Here is a 19736-nt window from a genome sequence, read left to right as displayed (position 1 = left end):
AATGAAGTGGGAAGAAGTATCCTGTGGAACTAAGGTAACACTGTGCGCTATATGTGAGAGCGCGACGCCGGGTCGTGCTCTCACAATGCATATTGTTAGTTACTTTTGGCTTTCTGAAATGAAGTAGGATAATTCTTTAATGCAATGCCGAAGTACGGGGTTGAGGCGCGTGTTTTTACCGTTCATGACAAACAGTTCATGCTGAAACGTAAACAAACTTCCCTGCGCAATAGGCACCAAGCCCAGGCTTGCACCTTGCTCTTTGGCCATGTAGTCCGGCAACAAAGCTACATACTCACCGGTCATCATCGCGGACATTGCTGCATCGTAAGAGTCTGAAAACGTTTGAATAGCCAGTCGACGATCACCTTCAATGTAATTGGCTGACGACAGTCCCGATATACCAATAGCCGGGTAATCTTCTATTTTGACCTCTGCAGGCAGATCGGTGTCGCGGTATTTGGCCAGTGGATGGGAAGGCGCACAGTATAAGCGCCCCTCACACTCAATACCGATAGGATGAAACGTTACAGATTCGGGCTTCACCATATCGTAGGTGGACACTACCAGGTGACATTCTCCCGAAAGTGCCACGTGCTCCACTTCGTTATACAGTCGGGTCTGTATATTTACATGGATATCGTCAAACTTTTTCATCGTACTCTTCACCGCTTTACTCACGGCCAGATGAACAGATAATGGCAACCCCGCCATCATCACTAACGTGATATGTCCGGAGTAATCGTCGTGGAGAGACTTGAGGTTGAAAACGAAGTTATCAAAGGCGTTGAAGATGCGCTTAGTTTCCTGGAAAACCACTTCACCTTCTTTTGTCATCTGGAAGCCACCCCTGCCCCGGTGACATAGCACCAGATCCAAGCGCTCTTCGAGTTTCTTAATCGCCGCACTGATATTTGGCCGTTGCATCCGTAATACAGGTTCAGCAGCCGTGAAGCCATTGCAACTTGCCACCGCGTAAAATACGCGAAGTAATTTGATATCGGATTCTTGCAGTCGGTTCAACATGGAGGCACCAGTTATAGGTATAGTTATGGATACTCAAGCTAGCATAATAGGCAACTGTGTTTGCGATTACAATCACAAATTTCAAGATTATACGCGTGTCACAACTGAAGAAGTGGGTGGCCACTCAGCTTTTGGGTTATCACTTACTATACCGAACGTGATGCACCTGCCATACTACGTAGTGTTTGGATACATCTGCGGCAGGTGCTGAGTCTAGCCTGTGCGTCGAAGCTCACCGGTCGTTAAACGTCTAAATGCAATGGTACGACTCACTGCTGTACCAAAATGGGTCTCTATAGCAGTGAGCCACGCGCACCAAAGCTCAGTAGAGACTCCAAGACGATCCAGTAAGTTTACCTCCGCAAAGCGCCTAGCACCCGACGCTATCGAAGGTTGCTGGGGAAGTGATTGTTCAACCAGAGCCAGATATTCCTCGAATGCAAACGGCAAAGTTGTTCTGACAGAGGGTTTGGTGTGTTCAAAGAACTGCATAAGTGGCAATACCTTTCCTTGGAGAGGATCATTTGCCATACGAAGACGCAAGCTGGTATGCGATGACGTTTTTATCGATGAGGCGATGCCGGCTCTAACAGGATTCAGGTCCACATATGCCATACAGGCAGCCAGAGCGGATTCGTCAAGCAGGGCCTGTGATTTAAAGCGGCCCTCCCAAAATCGCCCCGTACACTCATCCTCCTGGTTCGCTTGTCGGGCGATAGGCTCATTTAACAACCGCATAAACCAGCTGATGCATTGTAAGCGAGACCGGTATATGGCGATGCAGCTTTTTACCGTTTGCTGCTCTGCTTCCGATAATGATTGTCGCAATCTGTTGTCTATAAAATTGTGGCAGCAAGGTAACCCTTTATGCAGCTTGTGCCAGCGGCGCAAAACCTCTGTCTCTGTCCAACTTTCTGCGTGCCGAGTGTTCACATGAAGAACCACATGGGTATGGTTGCTCATGACCGCATAAGCACACACATCGATGGCAAACACCCGGGCCAAAAATAAGAGCCTGTCTTCTACCCACTTCCTGCGGTGTTCATAGCTTTTGCCTGTAATGGTGTCCTGCCCACACAAAAATGCCCGGCGCACGCACCTGGATATGCAGTGATAATAAGGTGTGGCAGATAAATCTATCAGGCTCTTTCTGGGTCTGGGCATAACGAACTTCATCGAAATAAAATTAGATTTTGCGCCCGAAAGGACTGCACGTCAGCTGTACTAAGTAAGGTAATCAAAGGTAGGACAGTCACAACTTTTATCACGCGTACTGCCTTTCGGTCGCTACCATGCCTATACACATGCGAGGGTGAATGACTGTATATCGCAGGTGGGTGTCTCGGTTTTAACTCATGCTGCCGCGCTGTGGGAGATTCATAGAATGTAGTGTACGGCCGGTGAGTATCCCGGCCGTAAACTACAGCTGAAAAAGGTGGGTGTCCTGAGTTACTGCTGAATTACTGATGGCACATCATGACAGTGCCACTACCTGCTTACGCAGCTCCTCAATATCGTCTCGCAGTGATGCTGCTTTTTCGAAATCAAGCTCTCGCGCATGTTCAAACATCTGTTTTTCCAGAGTAGTGATTCGTTCCATAAGGTCTGTGGCGCTGGCAGTTTGTTGCTGTTTTTTCTTCTCTGCCACCTTCCGCATGCGCACCTTACCGGAGGCTGGGTGAGCAGAGTCACCGACATCCATAATATCAGTGATAGGTTTATTCAAACGCTGCGGTGTGAGGTTATTGGCCTTATTGTGCTCAATCTGTTTCGCACGACGGCGATCTGTCTCATCGATAGCTTTTTGCATCGACTTGGTCACAACGTCTCCGTACATGATCGCACGCCCGTTCACATGTCGTGCAGCGCGGCCTATCGTTTGGATCAGTGAGCGTTCCGCCCGTAAGAACCCTTCTTTGTCCGCATCTAAGATTGCCACCAGCGATACCTCGGGCATATCCAGCCCTTCCCGCAATAAGTTAATGCCAACCAGAACGTCAAATTTACCCAGTCGCAAATCCCTAATAATTTCAATACGTTCCACTGTATCGATATCGGAATGAAGGTAGCGCACTTTCACGCCATGTTCATTCAAATATTCACTTAGATCCTCAGCCATACGTTTGGTCAGCGTGGTTATTAATACCCGTTCGTCAAGCTCTACACGCTTCTGGATCTCCGATAACACGTCATCCACCTGCGTCGCTACCGGACGGATTTCGATTACCGGATCGAGTAAACCAGTAGGCCGTACTACCTGCTCCACGATATCACCACCACATTTTTCCAGTTCATAGGCGCCCGGCGTCGCAGAGACATACACTGTCTGGGGGCAAATCTGCTCGAACTCTTCGAACTTGAGCGGGCGGTTATCCAGCGCGGAGGGCAACCTGAAACCATATTCAACCAACGTTTCTTTGCGTGAACGGTCGCCTTTATACATGGCGCCTACCTGCGAGACAGTCACATGTGACTCATCAATAAACATCAGCCCGTCAGCTGGAAAATAATCCAGCAGAGTTGGTGGTGGCTCGCCCGGGGCGCGACCGGACAGGTAGCGGGAATAGTTTTCGATGCCTGAGCAATACCCAAGCTCCAGCATCATCTCGATATCATATTGAGTTCGTTGGGTAATACGCTGGTCTTCCAGCAGTTTATTTACAGCCTGGAGCTGATCTTTGCGCTCCTTTAGCTCTTCTTTAATACGCTCTATAGCGTTCAGAATTTTTTCGCGGGGGGTGACATAGTGGGTCTTTGGAAAGACGGTTGTGCGTACGACGGATTTATCCACCGCACCGGTCAGCGGATCGAACAGACTGATTTTATCAATTTCGTCGTCGAACAACTCTACCCGCACCGCTTGCTTTTCTGAATCAGCCGGGAAGATATCAATGACGTCGCCACGCACTCGGAAGGTACCCCGTTCAAACGCCAGGTCATTACGTTTGTACTGTAACTCAGCCAGTCGACGCAGAATGTCCCGCTGATCCATCGTGTCGCCCTGACGCAGATGCAATAGCATTTTCATATAGGACTCAGGATCGCCCAATCCGTATATAGCGGACACACTCGCTACAATGACAACATCTCGCCTTTCCATCAGCGCTTTCGTGGCTGACAGGCGCATTTGTTCGATGTGATCATTGATTGAGGCGTCTTTTTCTATGAAAGTGTCAGTGGTTGGCACGTACGCTTCAGGCTGGTAATAGTCATAATAAGAAACGAAATACTCCACCGCATTGTTAGGAAAGAAATCTTTCATCTCTCCATACAATTGCGCAGCCAGCGTTTTATTGTGTGCAAGAATAAGCGTAGGTCGCTGAACCTGCTTAATTACGTTGGCCATCGTAAAGGTTTTCCCCGATCCGGTTACACCCAACAATGTCTGAGTCGCCAGGCCGCTTTCGAGGCCGTCCACCAACGACTCAATGGCTTTGGGTTGATCGCCCGCAGGTTGATAGTGTGAAACCAGTTCGAAACCTTTACTCATGCTGTTGTTGATCCCTCGTTATATTGTGCGCTTATCGCACGGGTAAAAATCAGATATGACACGGCCGCCATGGCCAGGTTGGCCACTACTGTGCCCCAAAACAGGCCTTTCAGCCCGAACAGCCAACTTCCTGCCACGCTCACTGGTACGTAAAAAACAAACAGGCGGATGACACTGAGGGTTAACGCAGACATCGGCCGGTGCATTGCATTAAGTGATGAGTTGGTGAGAATAATGATCCCCTGCATTCCATAACCCAGCGGCACGATCACTAAAAATAATGCAATCAGTTCTGCTACCGCCTGTTCCTTAGCGAAAGCTGCGGCTATCCAGGTTGATAACAGCCACATCACCACAAAGACGGCCAGTTGCCATATCAGAATAAACTTTAACGTACGGCTATATGCTTCGTGAACACGATTAATATTCCCTGCGCCCACGTTCTGGCTAATGAACGGGGGCAGTGTCATTGATAAGGCCAGGATCACAATGCTGGCGATAGATTCCAAGCGGTTTCCTACTCCCCATGCTGCAACGGCCTCTGCACCATAGCTTGCTACTACCGCGGTCATGACGCCGCCAGCAACAGGCGTGAGCATATTGGCCCCAGCGGCAGGTAACCCAATCCTGAGAATATCCCGGCTGCTTTCCCGCATCTCAGCTAAGGTTAAAAAACGCGGCAGGATGAGTTTTCTGCGCACAGCCAGCAAATAAAGGATCCAGCTTGCCCCCACCAGCCATGCGATAAACGTGGCCAGTGCCGCGCCTTGTATACCCATCGCCGGTACCGGGCCCCAGCCGAAGATTAAAAGAGGATCGAGCAACGCATTCAGTCCCCCCCCGGCCGCCATGATAATACTGGGGGTACGAGTGTCACCACAGGCGCGAAGTACACTGTTACCCACCATTGGGAGAGCCAGAAATATACTCGATAGATACCATATCCCCATATAATCATGGATATAGGGCATCAGGTTGTCGGTGGCATTAAGTGCCCGGAAAATAATGTCGATGCCGAAAAAGCCCAATAAGGCAAGCAGTCCCACTAATAAAAAGGACAAAATAAGTGCCCCTGTGGCGTGCTGCTTTGATTGCGTCATTTCGCCCGCACCACGCAATTTACCAATAATTGCCGAAGTGCCTATCCCAAGCCCTATATTCAGACTTATGACAGTGAAGGTTACCGGAAAAGTAAAACTGATTGCGGCCAGCTGGTCGGTCCCTAACAGACTGACAAAAAACGTATCGATAAGTCCGAAGCTCATCATCATGATCATGCCCAAAATCATGGGTATGGTCATGCGTCGAAGTGTTTGGCTTATGTCACCCTCAGTAAGGTTGGAATTGCGATCAGAAGACTGCGATTTGCTCACTATCACTCACTTTGTTGCGGTTAACCGGGAGCTGTGCAATTGCGCCGTCAACCATGAGGCTATGCATTGAACCCACCATTTCTGATAAGCCCTCATTATCCTGCGAAGGCTACTGAACCAGCTAGTTTAAAGCACCTGCGTCAGCTCTACCATGAAGTAGGTCCAAATATGTGCCGCACAGTGCAAATTAACCCCTACACCTAAAAAAGAATGGACACCCACACAACTTTCACACTGCACGTCTGCCCGGTCAATGTTCATGGCCACCCACCCTCTTTCATGTGCTTTCTATGAAGTTATCCAACTATACATTGGTTACTCAACGGGTTTCCTTGGGGCGTTTGCAAAAGTGTGACTGTCCACTTTTTTATTCAATCACCTGATGAAACTTACCGTCAGTAGTTCCCACACTACGCGTTTACCTGCGAAAGTGGTGCAGTAAACGCTGAGTGACTGTGCAATTAACTTCAATTTGGACCTTTTGGTTGTTACTAAAACAGTGGGTGTCCAGAATTCACGGGGGTGGGTGTCCATGAGTGGAATTGCGCACGATGAACAAACTTGATTGTATGTGGGTGTCCATAGTGTGATAAATACGCCGTAGTGCATATTCATCTAAGTTATCTTTTGAAAATGATTATTGCTGACTACTATTTGACCATGCACGGTTTCTTTCTAACTACCAGCAACGATTCCCTTAGTTAACTAACAGACTGTAGGAAATTGGCGACGCCCGCCTTTAGAGAAAATAGACAACGTAAAGTTGGGTAGCTAACAACCAATCGTTAAATTAATGTTGGACAGCCGTGAATTTGTCGGTTTCCATGGTTAATTATCCCTCAGGGCGGGGAATTAACACACAAGCTATTTATTGTCCAACTGATCGCAAATATGATCATCCCCAGATCTAAAATGATTCAATAAGCAACTGAAAATAATAAACAAAACAGTTAACTTAAAAGTGATCCTTACTGGAGAAGGCGATAGGGAGCTGTATCAGCTGCATTCTTCCGGAGAGCTATCAACATACTTATCCACAGTTTTAGTGGATAAGTGGCTTAAACCCAGCAATGGCGGGAATTACTGGCTCATTCACTAAAAAATATGTAAGTGATGACTAACCGCCTGTCTGACGTGGACAGGTTACACTTTTATGAACAACTGTATTTAAAAACAGTGATCAAAGGTATTTTAATAGCTTTTTGATATAATAATAACGATTAAAAGCATAACCGGTGATATTTATAGAATTCCATTACGCCGCACTAACATTTCTCTTTAATTCTCAGCAATCGCCAATGTGGGCATAAAGTAACCATATATTTTTCGCTGTTGATTTAAAATTAGCCATATAAGCGTCAAAAATACAATTTTTGTTCAGTTGAAATAAAAAAGTCATGTGGGTTGTTGACAGCGATACGGATGCTCTTTAATATTCGCCCTCGTTGAAAAGCAGGTCCCCCTTAGCTCAGTTGGTTAGAGCGACGGACTGTTAATCCGCAGGTCCCCCGTTCGAGTCGGGGAGGGGGAGCCAACTTTTCACACCAAAGGTAAGATTCCCCCTTAGCTCAGTTGGTTAGAGCGACGGACTGTTAATCCGCAGGTCCCCCGTTCGAGTCGGGGAGGGGGAGCCACCTTCCCTACCTTTGGTCTCTCGTAAAATTCTACATCGCTTTAGTTTACATATTTCTTTGAATTTCATTGTAAAGTGGCGGCGCGCAAGTTGTTTCTCGACGCCTAAACAGCGATAATACCGATGTTTACCTGCACCCCGAATGAGGGTAAAGGACGCACGAAGCTAAACCGGGCTCACCCGGTATGCGCATAATGCGCAGCTTACATTAAAAACCTATCGTAATATCACCGCGCAGTAATCGTCCGGGTCTCTCGTAATCTTCTTTTGCAGAGGCCGTATGAGTCAGCAGCATGCAGCGGTGACGACGTTACGGGAAACCAGGCAGTTACATGACAGATTTTCTATTACTGTTAATCGGCACAGTATTGGTAAATAATTTTGTATTGGTAAAGTTTTTAGGACTTTGCCCGTTTATGGGGGTATCCAGCAAGCTGGAGACCGCCATCGGCATGTCTATGGCCACCACGTTTGTGCTCACATTAGCGTCTGTTTCCAGCTACCTGGTAGAAACCTACATGCTGCAGCCTCTTGGTATCGGCTACCTGCGCACGTTAGCCTTTATTCTGGTAATAGCCGTAGTGGTACAATTCACCGAAATGGTGGTGCATAAAACCAGCCCTACCCTTTACCGGTTGCTGGGCATTTTTCTGCCGCTGATCACCACCAATTGTGCTGTGCTAGGCGTAGCACTGCTCAACCTCACCGAGCAACATACCCTGATGGAGAGTCTGATTTACGGGTTTGGTGCTGCTCTGGGCTTCTCCCTCGTGCTTATTTTATTTGCGGCAATGCGAGAGCGCCTGGCCGCGGCAGATGTCCCGGTGGCTTTCCGGGGTGCTTCAATCGCCATGATCACTGCCGGACTGATGTCACTGGCATTCATGGGTTTTAGTGGATTGGTGAAATTCTGATGACGATAACGATGAGTCTGATTGCAATAGGCCTTCTGGCGCTCGCGTTTGGGTTGGCGCTGGGCTATGCGAGTATCCGCTTTCGGGTGGAAAGCGATCCGCTGGTAGACCAAATAGACGAAGTCTTGCCGCAAACTCAGTGTGGCCAGTGCGGCTATCCCGGTTGCCGCCCCTATGCGGAAGCCATCGCCAATGGGGACGAAATTAATAAATGCCCCCCGGGGGGTGAAACCACGATAAAGAAACTGGCAGATCTTATGGGCGTTGAACCCAAGCCGCTGGATGCAGCCCATGGTGAGGAAGATACCAAAAAAGTTGCCTTTATCCGGGAAGATGAGTGTATTGGTTGCACTAAGTGTATTCAGGCGTGCCCGGTGGACGCCATATTAGGTGCAGCAAAACACATGCACACTGTCATTGTTGACGAATGCACAGGCTGCGATCTGTGTGTCGACCCCTGCCCGGTTGACTGTATCGATATGGTTCCCCTGACGCCAACCACAGCGTCCTGGAAATGGGATTTTTCAGACTCGCCCAAAGGCGATATCCCGGTAAAAATGGTGTCGTAATTGATGTATCCAGCCTTTGACGAAATTATAGAAAACCTCAATCGCAATAAGTTGCACCGCTTCCCGGGCGGGGTACATCCCGATGGCCGTAAAGAACTGTCAGCCACTACCCCAACGCAGCGGCTGCCTTTACCTCAGCTTGTTACCGTGCCATTACGGCAGCACGCTGGCACAGATGGTCAATGTGATGTCAGCGTGGGCGACAAGGTATTAAAAGGCCAACCCCTTACTACCAGCCAAAGTCCTTTCGCGGTCCCGGTCCACGCCCCCACGTCCGGTGAAGTTGTGGCCATCGCTCCCCATGTGATAGCGCACCCCAGTGGCTTGTCGGAAATGTGTGTGTCCATTCGCCCGGACGGCGATGATAAGTGGGCGCCGTTAACCCCCCTGGCTAATTATCAGGAGCTCCCCCCGCAGCAGGTAATAGAAGCCATTTGCAATGCCGGGGTTTCGGGAATGGGCGGTGCCGGTTTTCCCACTCATATCAAGACGGCCAGTAGTAAAGACATTGAGTTTCTCATTATTAATGGCGTGGAATGCGAACCCTATATCAGTGCCGACGACCGGCTGATGCGAGAGTTTGCCTGGCAAATTCGTCAGGGCATTGACGTCCTGGACCACCTGCTTTCTCCTAAAGCAGTCGTCATTGCGATTGAAGACAATAAGCCAGAAGCCATTGAGGCCATTAAAATTGCCTGTCAGGATAAGCCGGAATACCGGGTGGTGGTCATTGAAACTGTCTATCCGGCGGGCGGTGAAAAACAGTTAATTCAGGTGGTGACCGGCCGGGAAGTGCCGCGCCATGGGCTGCCCGCTGATGTCGGCGTGCTGATGTTCAATGTCGCGACCTCTTACGCCATTGCCGATGCTATTTTCCATGGTAAACCGCTTATTGAACGTATTGTGACGGTAACGGGAGAAGCCGTGCAGCAGCGCGGTAACTACTGGGCGCTCATCGGCACCCCTGTCAGCCACATGCTGGCTCACACGAATTATTTGCCGAAGAAGCAGCGTCACCCTGAGATAGTCATGGGCGGGCCCATGATGGGCTTCACGCTCACCGACACCGCTATCCCTGTGGTAAAAATTACCAACTGCCTGTTGGTGCCGGCAGCGAAAGAGCTACCCGCTGATGATAACGAACGCCCCTGCATACGCTGCTCTGATTGCGCGCAGGCCTGCCCGGCCTCATTGCTTCCCCAGCAGCTGTTCTGGCACGCCAAGGCCAAGGAGTTGGACAAGGCGGAAGAATACGACCTGTTTGACTGTATAGAGTGTGGTGCGTGCGCCTATGTGTGTCCCAGTGAAATTCCGTTGGTGCATTATTACCGGCAAGCCAAAGCAGAAATTCGTACCCAGCGTGATGAACGCAACAAAGCAGAAAAAGCCAAGGAGCGCTTTGAAGCACGTAAAGCCCGATTAGAGCGGGAAAAATTAGAGCGGGAAGAAAAACACCGTAAGGCCAAAGCTGCCCGGGAAGCCGCAGGACAAAAAACAGACGGCGGAACTAAAGATAAGGTCGCGGCGGCGCTCGCTCGCGCGAAAGCCAAAAAAGCCGCTGCCCAAGAGGTTGAAAAGACGACCGACGACGCACCGGCGGTGGATGATAAAAAAGCCCAGGTGGCCGCCGCCATTGCCCGGGCCAAAGCCAAAAAAGCCGCTGTGCAACAGGCTGACAACAACAAGACAGACACCACTGAGGACAGTCACCCCAACACGGATGACAACACTACGCCTAGTGACCACGGGAAGCCTGAAAAACAACTGCGGGTGGCTGCTGCAGTCGCTAAAGCTAAGGCAAAGAAAGCCGCTGCGCAACAGGCTGACCACAACAATACAGACGCAGGTGAGGACAGTCACTCCAACACGGATGACAACACTACGCCTAATGACCACGGGAAGTCTGAAAAGCAGCAGCGGGTTGCCGCTGCGGTTGCCAAAGCTAAGGCAAAGAAAGCCGCTGCGCAACAGCCTGACCACAACAAGTCAGACACCGCTGAGGACAGTCACTCCAACACGGATGACAACACTACGCCTAATGACAACGCGAAGTCTGAAAAACAACAGCGGGTGGCTGCTGCAGTCGCCAAAGCCAAAGCAAAAAAAGCCGCGGCACAACAGCCTGACCACAACAAGACAGACACCGGTGAGGACAGTCACTCCAACACGGATGACAACACTACGCCTAATGACCACGCGAAGTCTGAAAAGCAGCAGCGGGTTGCCGCTGCGGTTGCCAAAGCTAAGGCGAAAAAAGCCGCCAGGGACCAGGTGCTGCCACAAGATTCTGACACAGCGGACAAGAAAGAACCGGACGCTGACAGTCACCACGCCACTGCCGACGCCCAAACAGAAAAACAGCGCCGGATTGCAGCTGCCGTTGCCAAAGCAAAAGCTAAAAAAGCGGCCAAAGCGAATAATGAAAGTATTGATAAAGACGAGAGCGCCAGCTGATGAAGTTAACCTTATCCAGTTCACCGCACTTACGTACCCGGCGTGACACCGGCCAGGTGATGCGCCTGGTTATTTACGCCATGGTGCCGGGTATCCTGGCTCAGTGGTACTTCTTCGGATGGGGTGTGCTGATCCAGGCCGTACTGGCGGTAATGACGGCCGTACTCGCGGAAGGCACCATCCTGAGCTTGCGCAAGAAAAACGTCGAGCGCGCATTAAGTGACTACTCGGCGGTGTTAACTGCCTTACTGATTGCCGTAAGCATTCCTCCCGCTCTCCCCTGGTGGATGACGGTAGTCGGCACCCTGTTTGCGATCATTATCGTCAAGCAGCTCTATGGCGGGTTAGGCTTCAACATGTTCAACCCGGCCATGGTTGCCTATGTGGTTTTGCTTATCTCTTTTCCGGTCGCAATGACCATGTGGTTGCCCGCCGCCGGCGTATTTGCCGACGCCTTGTCGCTGGCGGATACCGCTAGCCTGATCTTTACCGGTTTCACGCAACACGGCTATGACATCACTCAGGTGCGAGGCGCCATAGATGGCGTCACCGCCGCTACGCCGCTGGATACTGTGAAAACCGGCCTCACCCAGGGCGCGACGTACTCAGAGTTACTGAGCCGCGATATATTTAATACCGCATTTTTCGATGCCATGGGCTATGGCTGGGGATACGTTAGTCTGGCTTACCTGCTGGGCGGTCTGATGCTTATTCGGTTACGGGTAATTACCTGGCACATGCCCGGTAGTATGTTGTTGGCCGTGTTGGTGGTTTCGTTAGTACTGCACCTCACCAATGCCGACTTATATGGCTCGCCGCTGTTTCATCTGACCAATGGCGCTGTCATGATTGGGGCGTTTTTTATTGTTACCGACCCTGTGTCAGGCTCCACTACCCCACGCGGCAGAATCGTGTTCGGAGCCCTCATCGGCTTTTGGGTGGTGATTATCCGCACCTTTGGCGGCTACCCGGATGCTGTGGCCTTCGGGGTAATAATAATGAATATGGCCGTCCCCTTGATTGATTACTATACCCGCCCCAGGACCTATGGCCGGACGCCGCGTAACAGTGCGCGCGGAGGGCAGCAGTAATGTTAAGTACATTATCGAAAAATGGGGGGATGCTGGCAGCCTTTGCGGTGGTAACAACCGCCTTGATTGCGTTTACCTTTGAAGGCACCCGCGAACGCATCGCGTTTCAACAGCAGCAACGGTTGCTAGGTGTACTTAATGAAGTGGTTCCCGCCCGGTACCACGACAACGTGCTGTTTAAAGATTGTGCCACGGTAACGGATCCTGCATTAGGCAATACCCTGCCCCACCTGGTATACCGCGCTCGAAATAACGGCGAGCCCAGTGCGCTGGCCATCGAAACAACCGCGCCCAATGGCTACAGTGGCAATATTGAGCTGGTAGTGGGGGTAAGCGCTACGATGGAAGTGTTGGGGGTGCGTGTGGTCGAACACAAGGAAACCCCAGGTCTGGGCGACAAAATCGAACTGGCGGTAAGTGACTGGATCTTATCCTTTACCGGCAAGCAGTTTAGTGCCGACAGCGTTGAGCGCTGGCAGGTTAAATCTGACGGGGGCGAATTTGATGCCTTCACTGGCGCGACTATTACGCCCCGGGCAGTGGTGAATGCAGTGAAACGTACGCTGGTTTATGTGAATGAAAATCAGCAGGACCTGTTTGCACGCCCTAACCAATGCCAACCCCCCAAGGCAACCGGAGATAAGGTATGACAGATTTTAGAGATCTTTCGTTGCAGGGTATCTGGAAAAACAACCCCGCCTTAGTACAACTACTGGGTCTCTGCCCACTACTGGCAGTTACTGCCACGGTAGTTAACGGGCTGGGGTTAGGGCTGGCTACCTTATTGGTGCTGGTAGGCAGCAATGTGACTGTCTCGCTAATTCGGAATATCGTCAGAAATGAAATTCGGATCCCGGTGTTTGTGATGATCATTGCCGGCTTTGTCACCATCGTGCAGTTACTGATGAACGCATTCACTTATGAACTGTACTTGGCACTGGGTATTTTCATTCCGCTGATTGTGACCAACTGCGCCATTATTGGTCGTGCCGAAGCCTATGCGTCAAAGAACTCTGTGGGCGCTGCCGCGTTTGATGGTCTGATGATGGGCCTGGGCTTTACACTGGTACTGGTGTTACTGGGCGGGCTGCGGGAAGCACTGGGCGGCGGAACGCTGCTGGCAGGCGCAGACCGTCTGTTTGGTCCGGTAGCCAAAGACTGGACACTCACACTGTTCACAACAGAGCATCCGTTCCTGCTGGCCATTTTACCCCCCGGCGCCTTTCTGGGTATGGGCTTATTGATTGCTCTGAAAAACAGTATCGATGCACATATTGCAGCGCGCCAGACCGTCGTTCATCAAAAAGCCACCCGGGCGCGGGTGACGGCAGAAAACTAATATAAAAGTCGCTATCATTTATGAACAATACAAAACGCAAAGAGATCCTGACTCGTCTTCGTGATGCGAATCCGAATCCCACCACCGAGCTTAACTTCACCACGCCTTACGAGCTGTTGGTGGCCGTGACGCTGTCGGCACAGGCTACTGACGTGGGTGTAAATAAAGCCACCGCCAAGTTGTTTCCGGTGGCCAATACCCCGCAGGCCATTTACGATTTGGGCGTAGACGGTCTCAAGGACTATATAAAGACCATCGGCCTGTACAACAGCAAAGCGGTGAATGTCCACAAAATGGCGGAAATTCTGCTCGATAAACATGGTGGTGAGGTGCCGGAAAGCCGTGAGGCATTAGAAGCCTTACCTGGTGTAGGTCGCAAAACCGCCAATGTGGTGCTGAACACTGCGTTTGGCTGGCCTACCATTGCCGTAGACACCCACATTTTCAGGGTGTCTAATCGCACTAAACTGGCCATGGGTAAGAACGTCGATCAAGTAGAACAAAAGCTGTTAAAAGTCGTTCCTGCTGAGTTCAAGGTCGATGTACATCATTGGCTAATACTTCACGGGCGATACACCTGCATCGCCCGTAAGCCGCGCTGTGGTTCCTGTATTATTGAAGACTTATGTGAATATAAAGATAAGACCAGTGATTAATCAGTTCGTTCCAGTAGTTTTGGTGCGAACTGATTAGCAAATCATATAAATCTTGTTTGATGCATCGATGTTTATAATTTCTTCAGCTCACCAAAATAACGCGTGCCGTCCCATCGTTGCATCATTATATCCCCTCTTGAGTTTGCTGGCGATAATGTCTGAAACTTAGACCATGTTCCCGAATAATAGACCGCGTCAATGCCGTCAAATATCAACTCTCTGGGGGCGTCTTCCCATTGAAGTTTCATAAACAGCTTTCCTTCTTCTTCGAAAATTTTGGCACTCCATATATCTTCAAATACATATTCTCCTACCATCTTTGCGCGTAATTTTCGCGGCACGGCAAAGTATGGAGGATCAACTGGTTTTTCCCTTACAACTTGCAAAACTCTAGCGGCTAGATAGTAAAGGCTATCCTGTATGGCGTGAGGATTATTGCTTAAGATTATGAGGTGCACATCATGTTCTGGGAGTATTGCTGCAAAAGTACTAAAGCCTTGTATCCCCCCCTCATGAGATACTGTTTTAGCCCCATCTAGATGTCCGACAAACCAACCAAACCCATAAGTAGATGAAAAACCATCTGCCAAATTTTCAGCGGACCAGGCTTTGTCCAACAAATCTTGATTAATCACTTTGCCACTTAATAAACCACGTTGCCATTTGTACAGATCCATGGTTGTCGAGCGCAAAGCACCAGCCGCATGGGGAGCTGTCATCGACAAATATGGGGCATTAATCAATTTACCTTTTTCAAATTCATAGCCATCGACACGCCCCGGCATAATTTTTCTGTGGGCCCCCATTTGTGTACTGTCCATTTGTAGAGGAGCAAAAAAGGTGTTTTGCAAATACTCTTCATAAGAGTGTCCTGATACATGCTCTATGAGTTTTCCCAGAAGAATAAAATTTGAACTTGAGTATTGCTGGCGGTGATTTGGAGAAAACGCTAACTCTTGGTCACTAAAGTATTCGATAAGTTCATCAAGTGACTTTTCACGCTTTTCTTCAACTTCTTTAAATCCCTCAAAATTCGTGTAATCCGGAATACCTGAGCGATTACTTGCCAAGTGTGCGATAGTAACTCTATCTGCGTGTTGATAGTTCGGAAGATGCTTGCTCAACAGCTCATGGATATTCAACTTACCGTCTTGATGCAGCTTCAAAATCGCTGTAGTCGTAAATTGCTTGGTCAATGACGCAATTCTAAAATGCATATCAACTTTCAATGGAATGTTGTGCTCAACATTAGCCAGGCCATATGCTTTATGTAGAATGATTTGACCTTTTTTAGCAACCAGAACTGTCGCGCCAGGCGAATTAGAAGAAAACTGCTGTTGAAAAATCGTATTCAGCTTATTTTTCGTATCTTGGCTATTATCATTAGCCATTACCGGCCAACACAATATAGTTATTAGCAGCAACGCGTAATTTTTAGTAGACATATCATCTCCTTATCTGGTGCCCATAATCATCATAGCACATTGATGTTATAGAATAATTTGGACATGATCAGAGACTGTAAAGGCATCAAAGGCACGCAATCGTTTACGTCTACTATCAATATTATTTGGCTGGCCCACCATCGCTGTGGACACCCACATTTTCCGGGTAAGCAACCGCACTAAACTGGCCATGGGCAAAAACGTCGACCAGGTCGAACAAAAGCTGCTGAAAGTGGTGCCGAAGGAGTTTAAAGTGGATGTACACCATTGGCTAATTCTGCACGGGCGCTACACCTGCATTGCTCGTAAACCCCGCTGTGGTTCTTGTATTATTGAAGACTTGTGCGAGTTCAAAGATAAAACTGAGTAAGTATAAGGCGGCTTTGGCTCTTTACTCATATCTCGCACCAACTCCCCAGGATCTATTCACTGTGTTCAAGCTGTACTGAGTCGATTCCATTCAGGATTTGCTGCAACCGACCGAAGTCAACGGGCTTCGCCAGGTGGTGATCAAAACCTGCGGCCTTTGATTTCTGGCGATCGCTGGCTTGGTCATAGCCTGTCAGCGTGATGTACGTTGAACAATCCGCAGCCACCTTGAGTTGCCTTGCGAGATCATACCCCGTGATGTCGGGTAGGCCGATGTCCAGGATGAACGCGTCCCAGCGTGGTTCTGCTCGCACTACAGCCAGCGCGCCAGCGCCATCGAAGGCGACTTCCGTTTCATGGCCCAGAGCGTTCAGCAGAATCGCGAGCGTTTCCGCCGCATCCCTATTGTCGTCAACCACCAGTATTTTTAAAGCGGTACTCCCACCAGCGGTGACAGTTGGTGCTTCTACCAGCACCTCATCGGTTGCCGCCAACGGCAACGTTATGGTGAAGGTGCTACCCAAGTTCAGGCCAGGGCTAGTGGCTGTAACACTACCTCCATGCTGCTCCACTATACTGCGTACCAGAGCCAAGCCGATTCCCAGGCCCCCTTGGGAACGGTCCGGGGTGCGCTTACCCTGCGCGAATAGCTCGAACACCGTTGACAACAGTGCGTCATCCATACCAATGCCGCTGTCTGTAACACTCAGCTGCACTTTTTCATTTTTGACCTGTGTCGACATTTGCAGCCGACCGTTAGCTGATGTGTACTTCGCAGCGTTGTTGAGCAGATTCGTCACCACTTGAACCAACCTGTGGTGGTCGCCGATGACCACAGCCGTATCAGGGAATTCCGTGGTCAGGACATGCCCACGCGCGCCGATCAGGGGCTGGGCCTGCTCAACTGCAGCGTTCATTACCGAGCGGATGTCCACTGGCTCACGCGCAAATTCCACGAGACCCCGCGTCACCCGCGAGACGTCCAACAGGTCGTCCACAAGCTCGGTCATATGCGCGACCTGGCGCGTGATGACGCCCCCAATCTCCCTTACGCGCGCTTCATCATCTACAGGAGCCATCTCCAGTAAGCTGGCCGCTGTCCCAATGGGTGCGAGTGGGTTGCGCAGTTCGTGTGCCAGCATGGCGAGAAATTCGTCTTTGCGGCGATCCGCCTGCTCTAGACTCTCGACCATCCGCCGGCGCTCAGTGATATCGAGTACTGTCCCGATCATCGACAACGGTCTGGCATCCGGCACCTCGCCGTCGAACAATACCTGCCCGCGCGCCATCGTCCACACAATCTGACCCTCGGCGTGGATCCATCGAAACTCCTCAGAATAGCTACCACCGCTATCGGACTGAAGTGCGTGGTTCAGGGCAGCCTCAATCCGGGGCCAGTCATCGGGGTGGACGCGCTGAGATAAGACGTCAAACGTCACCACCGCATCATCAGGTCCAACACCGACAATCTGCCTGCACCGCGGGTCCATGCGAATGTCGCCGGTTTGCACTTCCCAAACCCAGGTTCCAAATTGTGCCACGTCCATGGCCAAAGCAAAGCGCTGTTCAGACAGACGTAATGCGTTCTCCATGCGTTTACGATCTGTAATATCGACGGACGAGCCAATCAACCCCAGAATGTTTCCCTGTTCATCACGCCAGGCTTCCTTGGTCGATAACCAGATGGCCGGGGTCCCATCGGATAGCATAACCTCTTCCTCGATTTGCTCACCAACACCGGAGTCCATGATGCGGCGGTCCGTCGCCATGATCGCAGCGCTCTGGGCGCTGTCTGCGAGTACGTCCTCATCCGTTCGACCTAAGAACGCCTCTGGGGGCAGTCCCAGCAGTTCTGAGACGCCGCGGTTGGCAACCATGAAGCGGCCGGCACGATCCTTGGCGTACACCACCCCGGGTACCGCATCGGTAAACATACGCAGTAGCATGCCAGCCTGGTCGCGTTCGGCTTCCATCCGTTGGCGGTCCTCGATGTCCAGCAGTACTCCCGGGAAACGGACCGCCTCACCGTTGGAGTCAAACTCTACTCGGCCGTTAGCTTCGACCCAACGGAAGGTACCGTCCCTGTGCCGGACCCTATATTCGCACCGGTATGCACCACCCCGCCCCATTACCTCCTCGATCGCCGCCGCGACTCGGTCGCGATCCTCGACGCAAATGGATTCCATGGCGATTTCCAAAGGGAGGCCTGACTTACAGAGCGTCTCGTCGAGTCCGAAGGTGGTGGCGAAGCGGGCGTCCGCAATAAAACGATTGTCCGGTATCGTCCATACCCAGGTCCCAACAATGGCGCCCGCATCCAGCGCCAGTTGCACGCGTTCGGCCGCGTCTGCTGCATCTGCAGCCATTTTCTTATGCTCAGTGATATCGCGTACGAACACGGCCAGACCCGCATCGACCATATAGGCGCGAGCTTCGTACCAGCAAAATCCTTGTTCAGTTGAGTCGTGGGAATAATCAATCCGCTCCGGCGTACCACTGGCACTGACGCGTTGGCACATAGCGTGGACTGAAGCCAGTCCGCCTTCCGAGAATAGGACCTCAAACTCCTCCCCGATCAGATCGTCTTTCGTCTTAATCAGGCGCGAAGCGGCATCATTGGCTTCCAATACGCGGAAATCTGGTCCCAGCAACAGGAATGCCTCGTCCATGTTGGTTAGCACACCGCGATGCCGGGCCTCGCTTTCGGCCAACCGTTGCTCGGCCAGAACCTGGCCGGTGATCTCGGTACATGCGCAGAACAATCCCTCGATTTCCGAACCTTCCCCTCGCACTGGAGAATAGAAAAAGGAAAAATGAGTCTGCTCCGGATAGCCGTGCCGGTGTACCACCAACGGGATGTCCTGCATCTGCACTGGCTCGCCCCTAAGAGCAGAAGATACTATCGGCTGGAGTTCCTCCCGGATCTCGTACCAGACGTCTAAGAAGTCCCGGCCAAGCGCATCTGGATGCTTGTTTCCGAGAATTTCTGCATAGGAGTCATTATAGATAAGAGTACGCGTGGCACCCCATGCTACAAACATTGGCTGGTTTGACGCCAACATGATTCCCACCAATGTCTTCAGAGACGAGGGCCAAGTCGTCGCTGCGCCCAGGGGCGTTTGTTCCCAGGCAAAAATCCGCATCCGGGCACCTAGTGCACCGCCGCCAGCCAAAAAGTGTGGTGTTTCTTTATTCAATTGATCCTACCCATAACGCCAGTGAGAACGACTGACGCGCAATGGCGAGACAGTCCAGTGAGCGCAGCGAACGTGTTCAATACACTTTTTGGTCGAATTATTCATCACTCAACCGCTGCTCATTTCTCAGAAATGATAATTATTAAAGAAACCTCTTGTCACTATGTTGTAGTGCTCGAT

Annotated in this window: 13 protein-coding genes, 2 tRNA genes and 1 pseudogene; 10 read left to right on the top strand and 6 right to left on the bottom strand. The window is 50.7% G+C overall.

What is annotated here, in order from left to right:
- Positions 1-99: 99 nt before the first annotated feature.
- The 4 genes from OCL06_RS11135 to OCL06_RS11120 form a co-directional block, all read right to left on the bottom strand.
- Complete coding sequence (locus tag OCL06_RS11135) at positions 100-1026, bottom strand: LysR family transcriptional regulator (RefSeq protein ID WP_262994520.1); 927 nt, start codon at positions 1024-1026, stop codon at positions 100-102.
- Between the two features lie 213 nt (positions 1027-1239).
- Positions 1240-2190 carry a transposase gene (locus OCL06_RS11130; protein ID WP_262994518.1) on the bottom strand — a complete coding sequence of 317 codons (951 nt, stop codon included), beginning with the start codon at positions 2188-2190 and terminating at the stop codon, positions 1240-1242.
- Positions 2191-2500: 310 nt separating this feature from the next.
- The gene (gene uvrB, locus OCL06_RS11125; RefSeq protein ID WP_262994516.1) at positions 2501-4516 is read right to left on the bottom strand and encodes an excinuclease ABC subunit UvrB; all 2016 of its coding nucleotides are present in this window, start codon (positions 4514-4516) and stop codon (positions 2501-2503) included.
- A complete protein-coding gene (locus OCL06_RS11120; RefSeq protein ID WP_505606710.1) occupies positions 4513-5889 on the bottom strand; it encodes an MATE family efflux transporter in 1377 nt (458 codons plus the stop codon). Before OCL06_RS11120 ends, uvrB begins: the two co-directional genes overlap by 4 nt.
- A 1457-nt stretch (positions 5890-7346) precedes the next feature.
- Here OCL06_RS11120 and OCL06_RS11115 point away from each other — a divergent pair.
- The 9 genes from OCL06_RS11115 to nth all read left to right on the top strand — a co-directional run bounded on the left by OCL06_RS11115 (position 7347) and on the right by nth (position 14545).
- Positions 7347-7423, top strand: a tRNA-Asn gene (locus OCL06_RS11115).
- A 23-nt stretch (positions 7424-7446) separates the two neighbouring features.
- Positions 7447-7523, top strand: a tRNA-Asn gene (locus tag OCL06_RS11110).
- Positions 7524-7854: 331 nt separating this feature from the next.
- A complete protein-coding gene (rsxA, locus tag OCL06_RS11105; protein ID WP_262994514.1) occupies positions 7855-8436 on the top strand; it encodes an electron transport complex subunit RsxA in 582 nt (193 codons plus the stop codon).
- Positions 8436-9005 carry an electron transport complex subunit RsxB gene (rsxB, locus tag OCL06_RS11100; RefSeq protein WP_262994512.1) on the top strand — a complete coding sequence of 190 codons (570 nt, stop codon included), beginning with the start codon at positions 8436-8438 and terminating at the stop codon, positions 9003-9005. Before rsxA ends, rsxB begins: the two co-directional genes overlap by 1 nt.
- 3 nt (positions 9006-9008) lie before the next feature.
- Positions 9009-11459, top strand: a complete 2451-nt coding sequence (gene rsxC, locus OCL06_RS11095; RefSeq protein ID WP_262994871.1) for an electron transport complex subunit RsxC — start codon at positions 9009-9011, stop codon at positions 11457-11459.
- On the top strand, positions 11459-12550 hold the full coding sequence (rsxD, locus tag OCL06_RS11090) for an electron transport complex subunit RsxD (protein ID WP_262994510.1): 1092 nt from the start codon (positions 11459-11461) through the stop codon (positions 12548-12550). Before rsxC ends, rsxD begins: the two co-directional genes overlap by 1 nt.
- Positions 12550-13200 (top strand): electron transport complex subunit RsxG, encoded by a 651-nt coding sequence (rsxG, locus tag OCL06_RS11085; RefSeq protein ID WP_262994508.1) that lies wholly within the window; start codon positions 12550-12552, stop codon positions 13198-13200. The genes rsxD and rsxG overlap by 1 nt, the downstream gene beginning before the upstream one ends.
- On the top strand, positions 13197-13889 hold the full coding sequence (locus tag OCL06_RS11080; RefSeq protein WP_262994506.1) for an electron transport complex subunit E: 693 nt from the start codon (positions 13197-13199) through the stop codon (positions 13887-13889). Before rsxG ends, OCL06_RS11080 begins: the two co-directional genes overlap by 4 nt.
- A 20-nt stretch (positions 13890-13909) precedes the next feature.
- A complete protein-coding gene (gene nth, locus OCL06_RS11075; RefSeq protein ID WP_262994504.1) occupies positions 13910-14545 on the top strand; it encodes an endonuclease III in 636 nt (211 codons plus the stop codon).
- A 71-nt stretch (positions 14546-14616) separates the two neighbouring features.
- Here nth and OCL06_RS11070 read toward each other — a convergent pair whose 3' ends face one another.
- Entirely contained in the window at positions 14617-15990 is a 1374-nt protein-coding gene (locus OCL06_RS11070; RefSeq protein ID WP_262994502.1) for a serine hydrolase domain-containing protein, read from the bottom strand.
- A 109-nt stretch (positions 15991-16099) separates the two neighbouring features.
- Between OCL06_RS11070 and OCL06_RS11065 the strand changes: the two are divergent.
- Positions 16100-16360, top strand: a pseudogene (locus tag OCL06_RS11065) (iron-sulfur binding domain-containing protein); the annotation flags it as partial.
- Between the two features lie 52 nt (positions 16361-16412).
- On the opposite strand, the gene OCL06_RS11060 reads toward OCL06_RS11065, so the two are convergent.
- Positions 16413-19556, bottom strand: a complete 3144-nt coding sequence (locus OCL06_RS11060; RefSeq protein WP_262994500.1) for a PAS domain S-box protein — start codon at positions 19554-19556, stop codon at positions 16413-16415.
- Between the last annotated feature and the right edge of the window lie 180 nt (positions 19557-19736).

The sequence above is a fragment of the Alteromonas salexigens genome, assembly GCF_025628895.1.
Taxonomy (GTDB): Bacteria; Pseudomonadota; Gammaproteobacteria; order Enterobacterales; family Alteromonadaceae; genus Alteromonas; species Alteromonas salexigens.
This window is presented reverse-complemented; position numbering and strand designations above follow the sequence as displayed.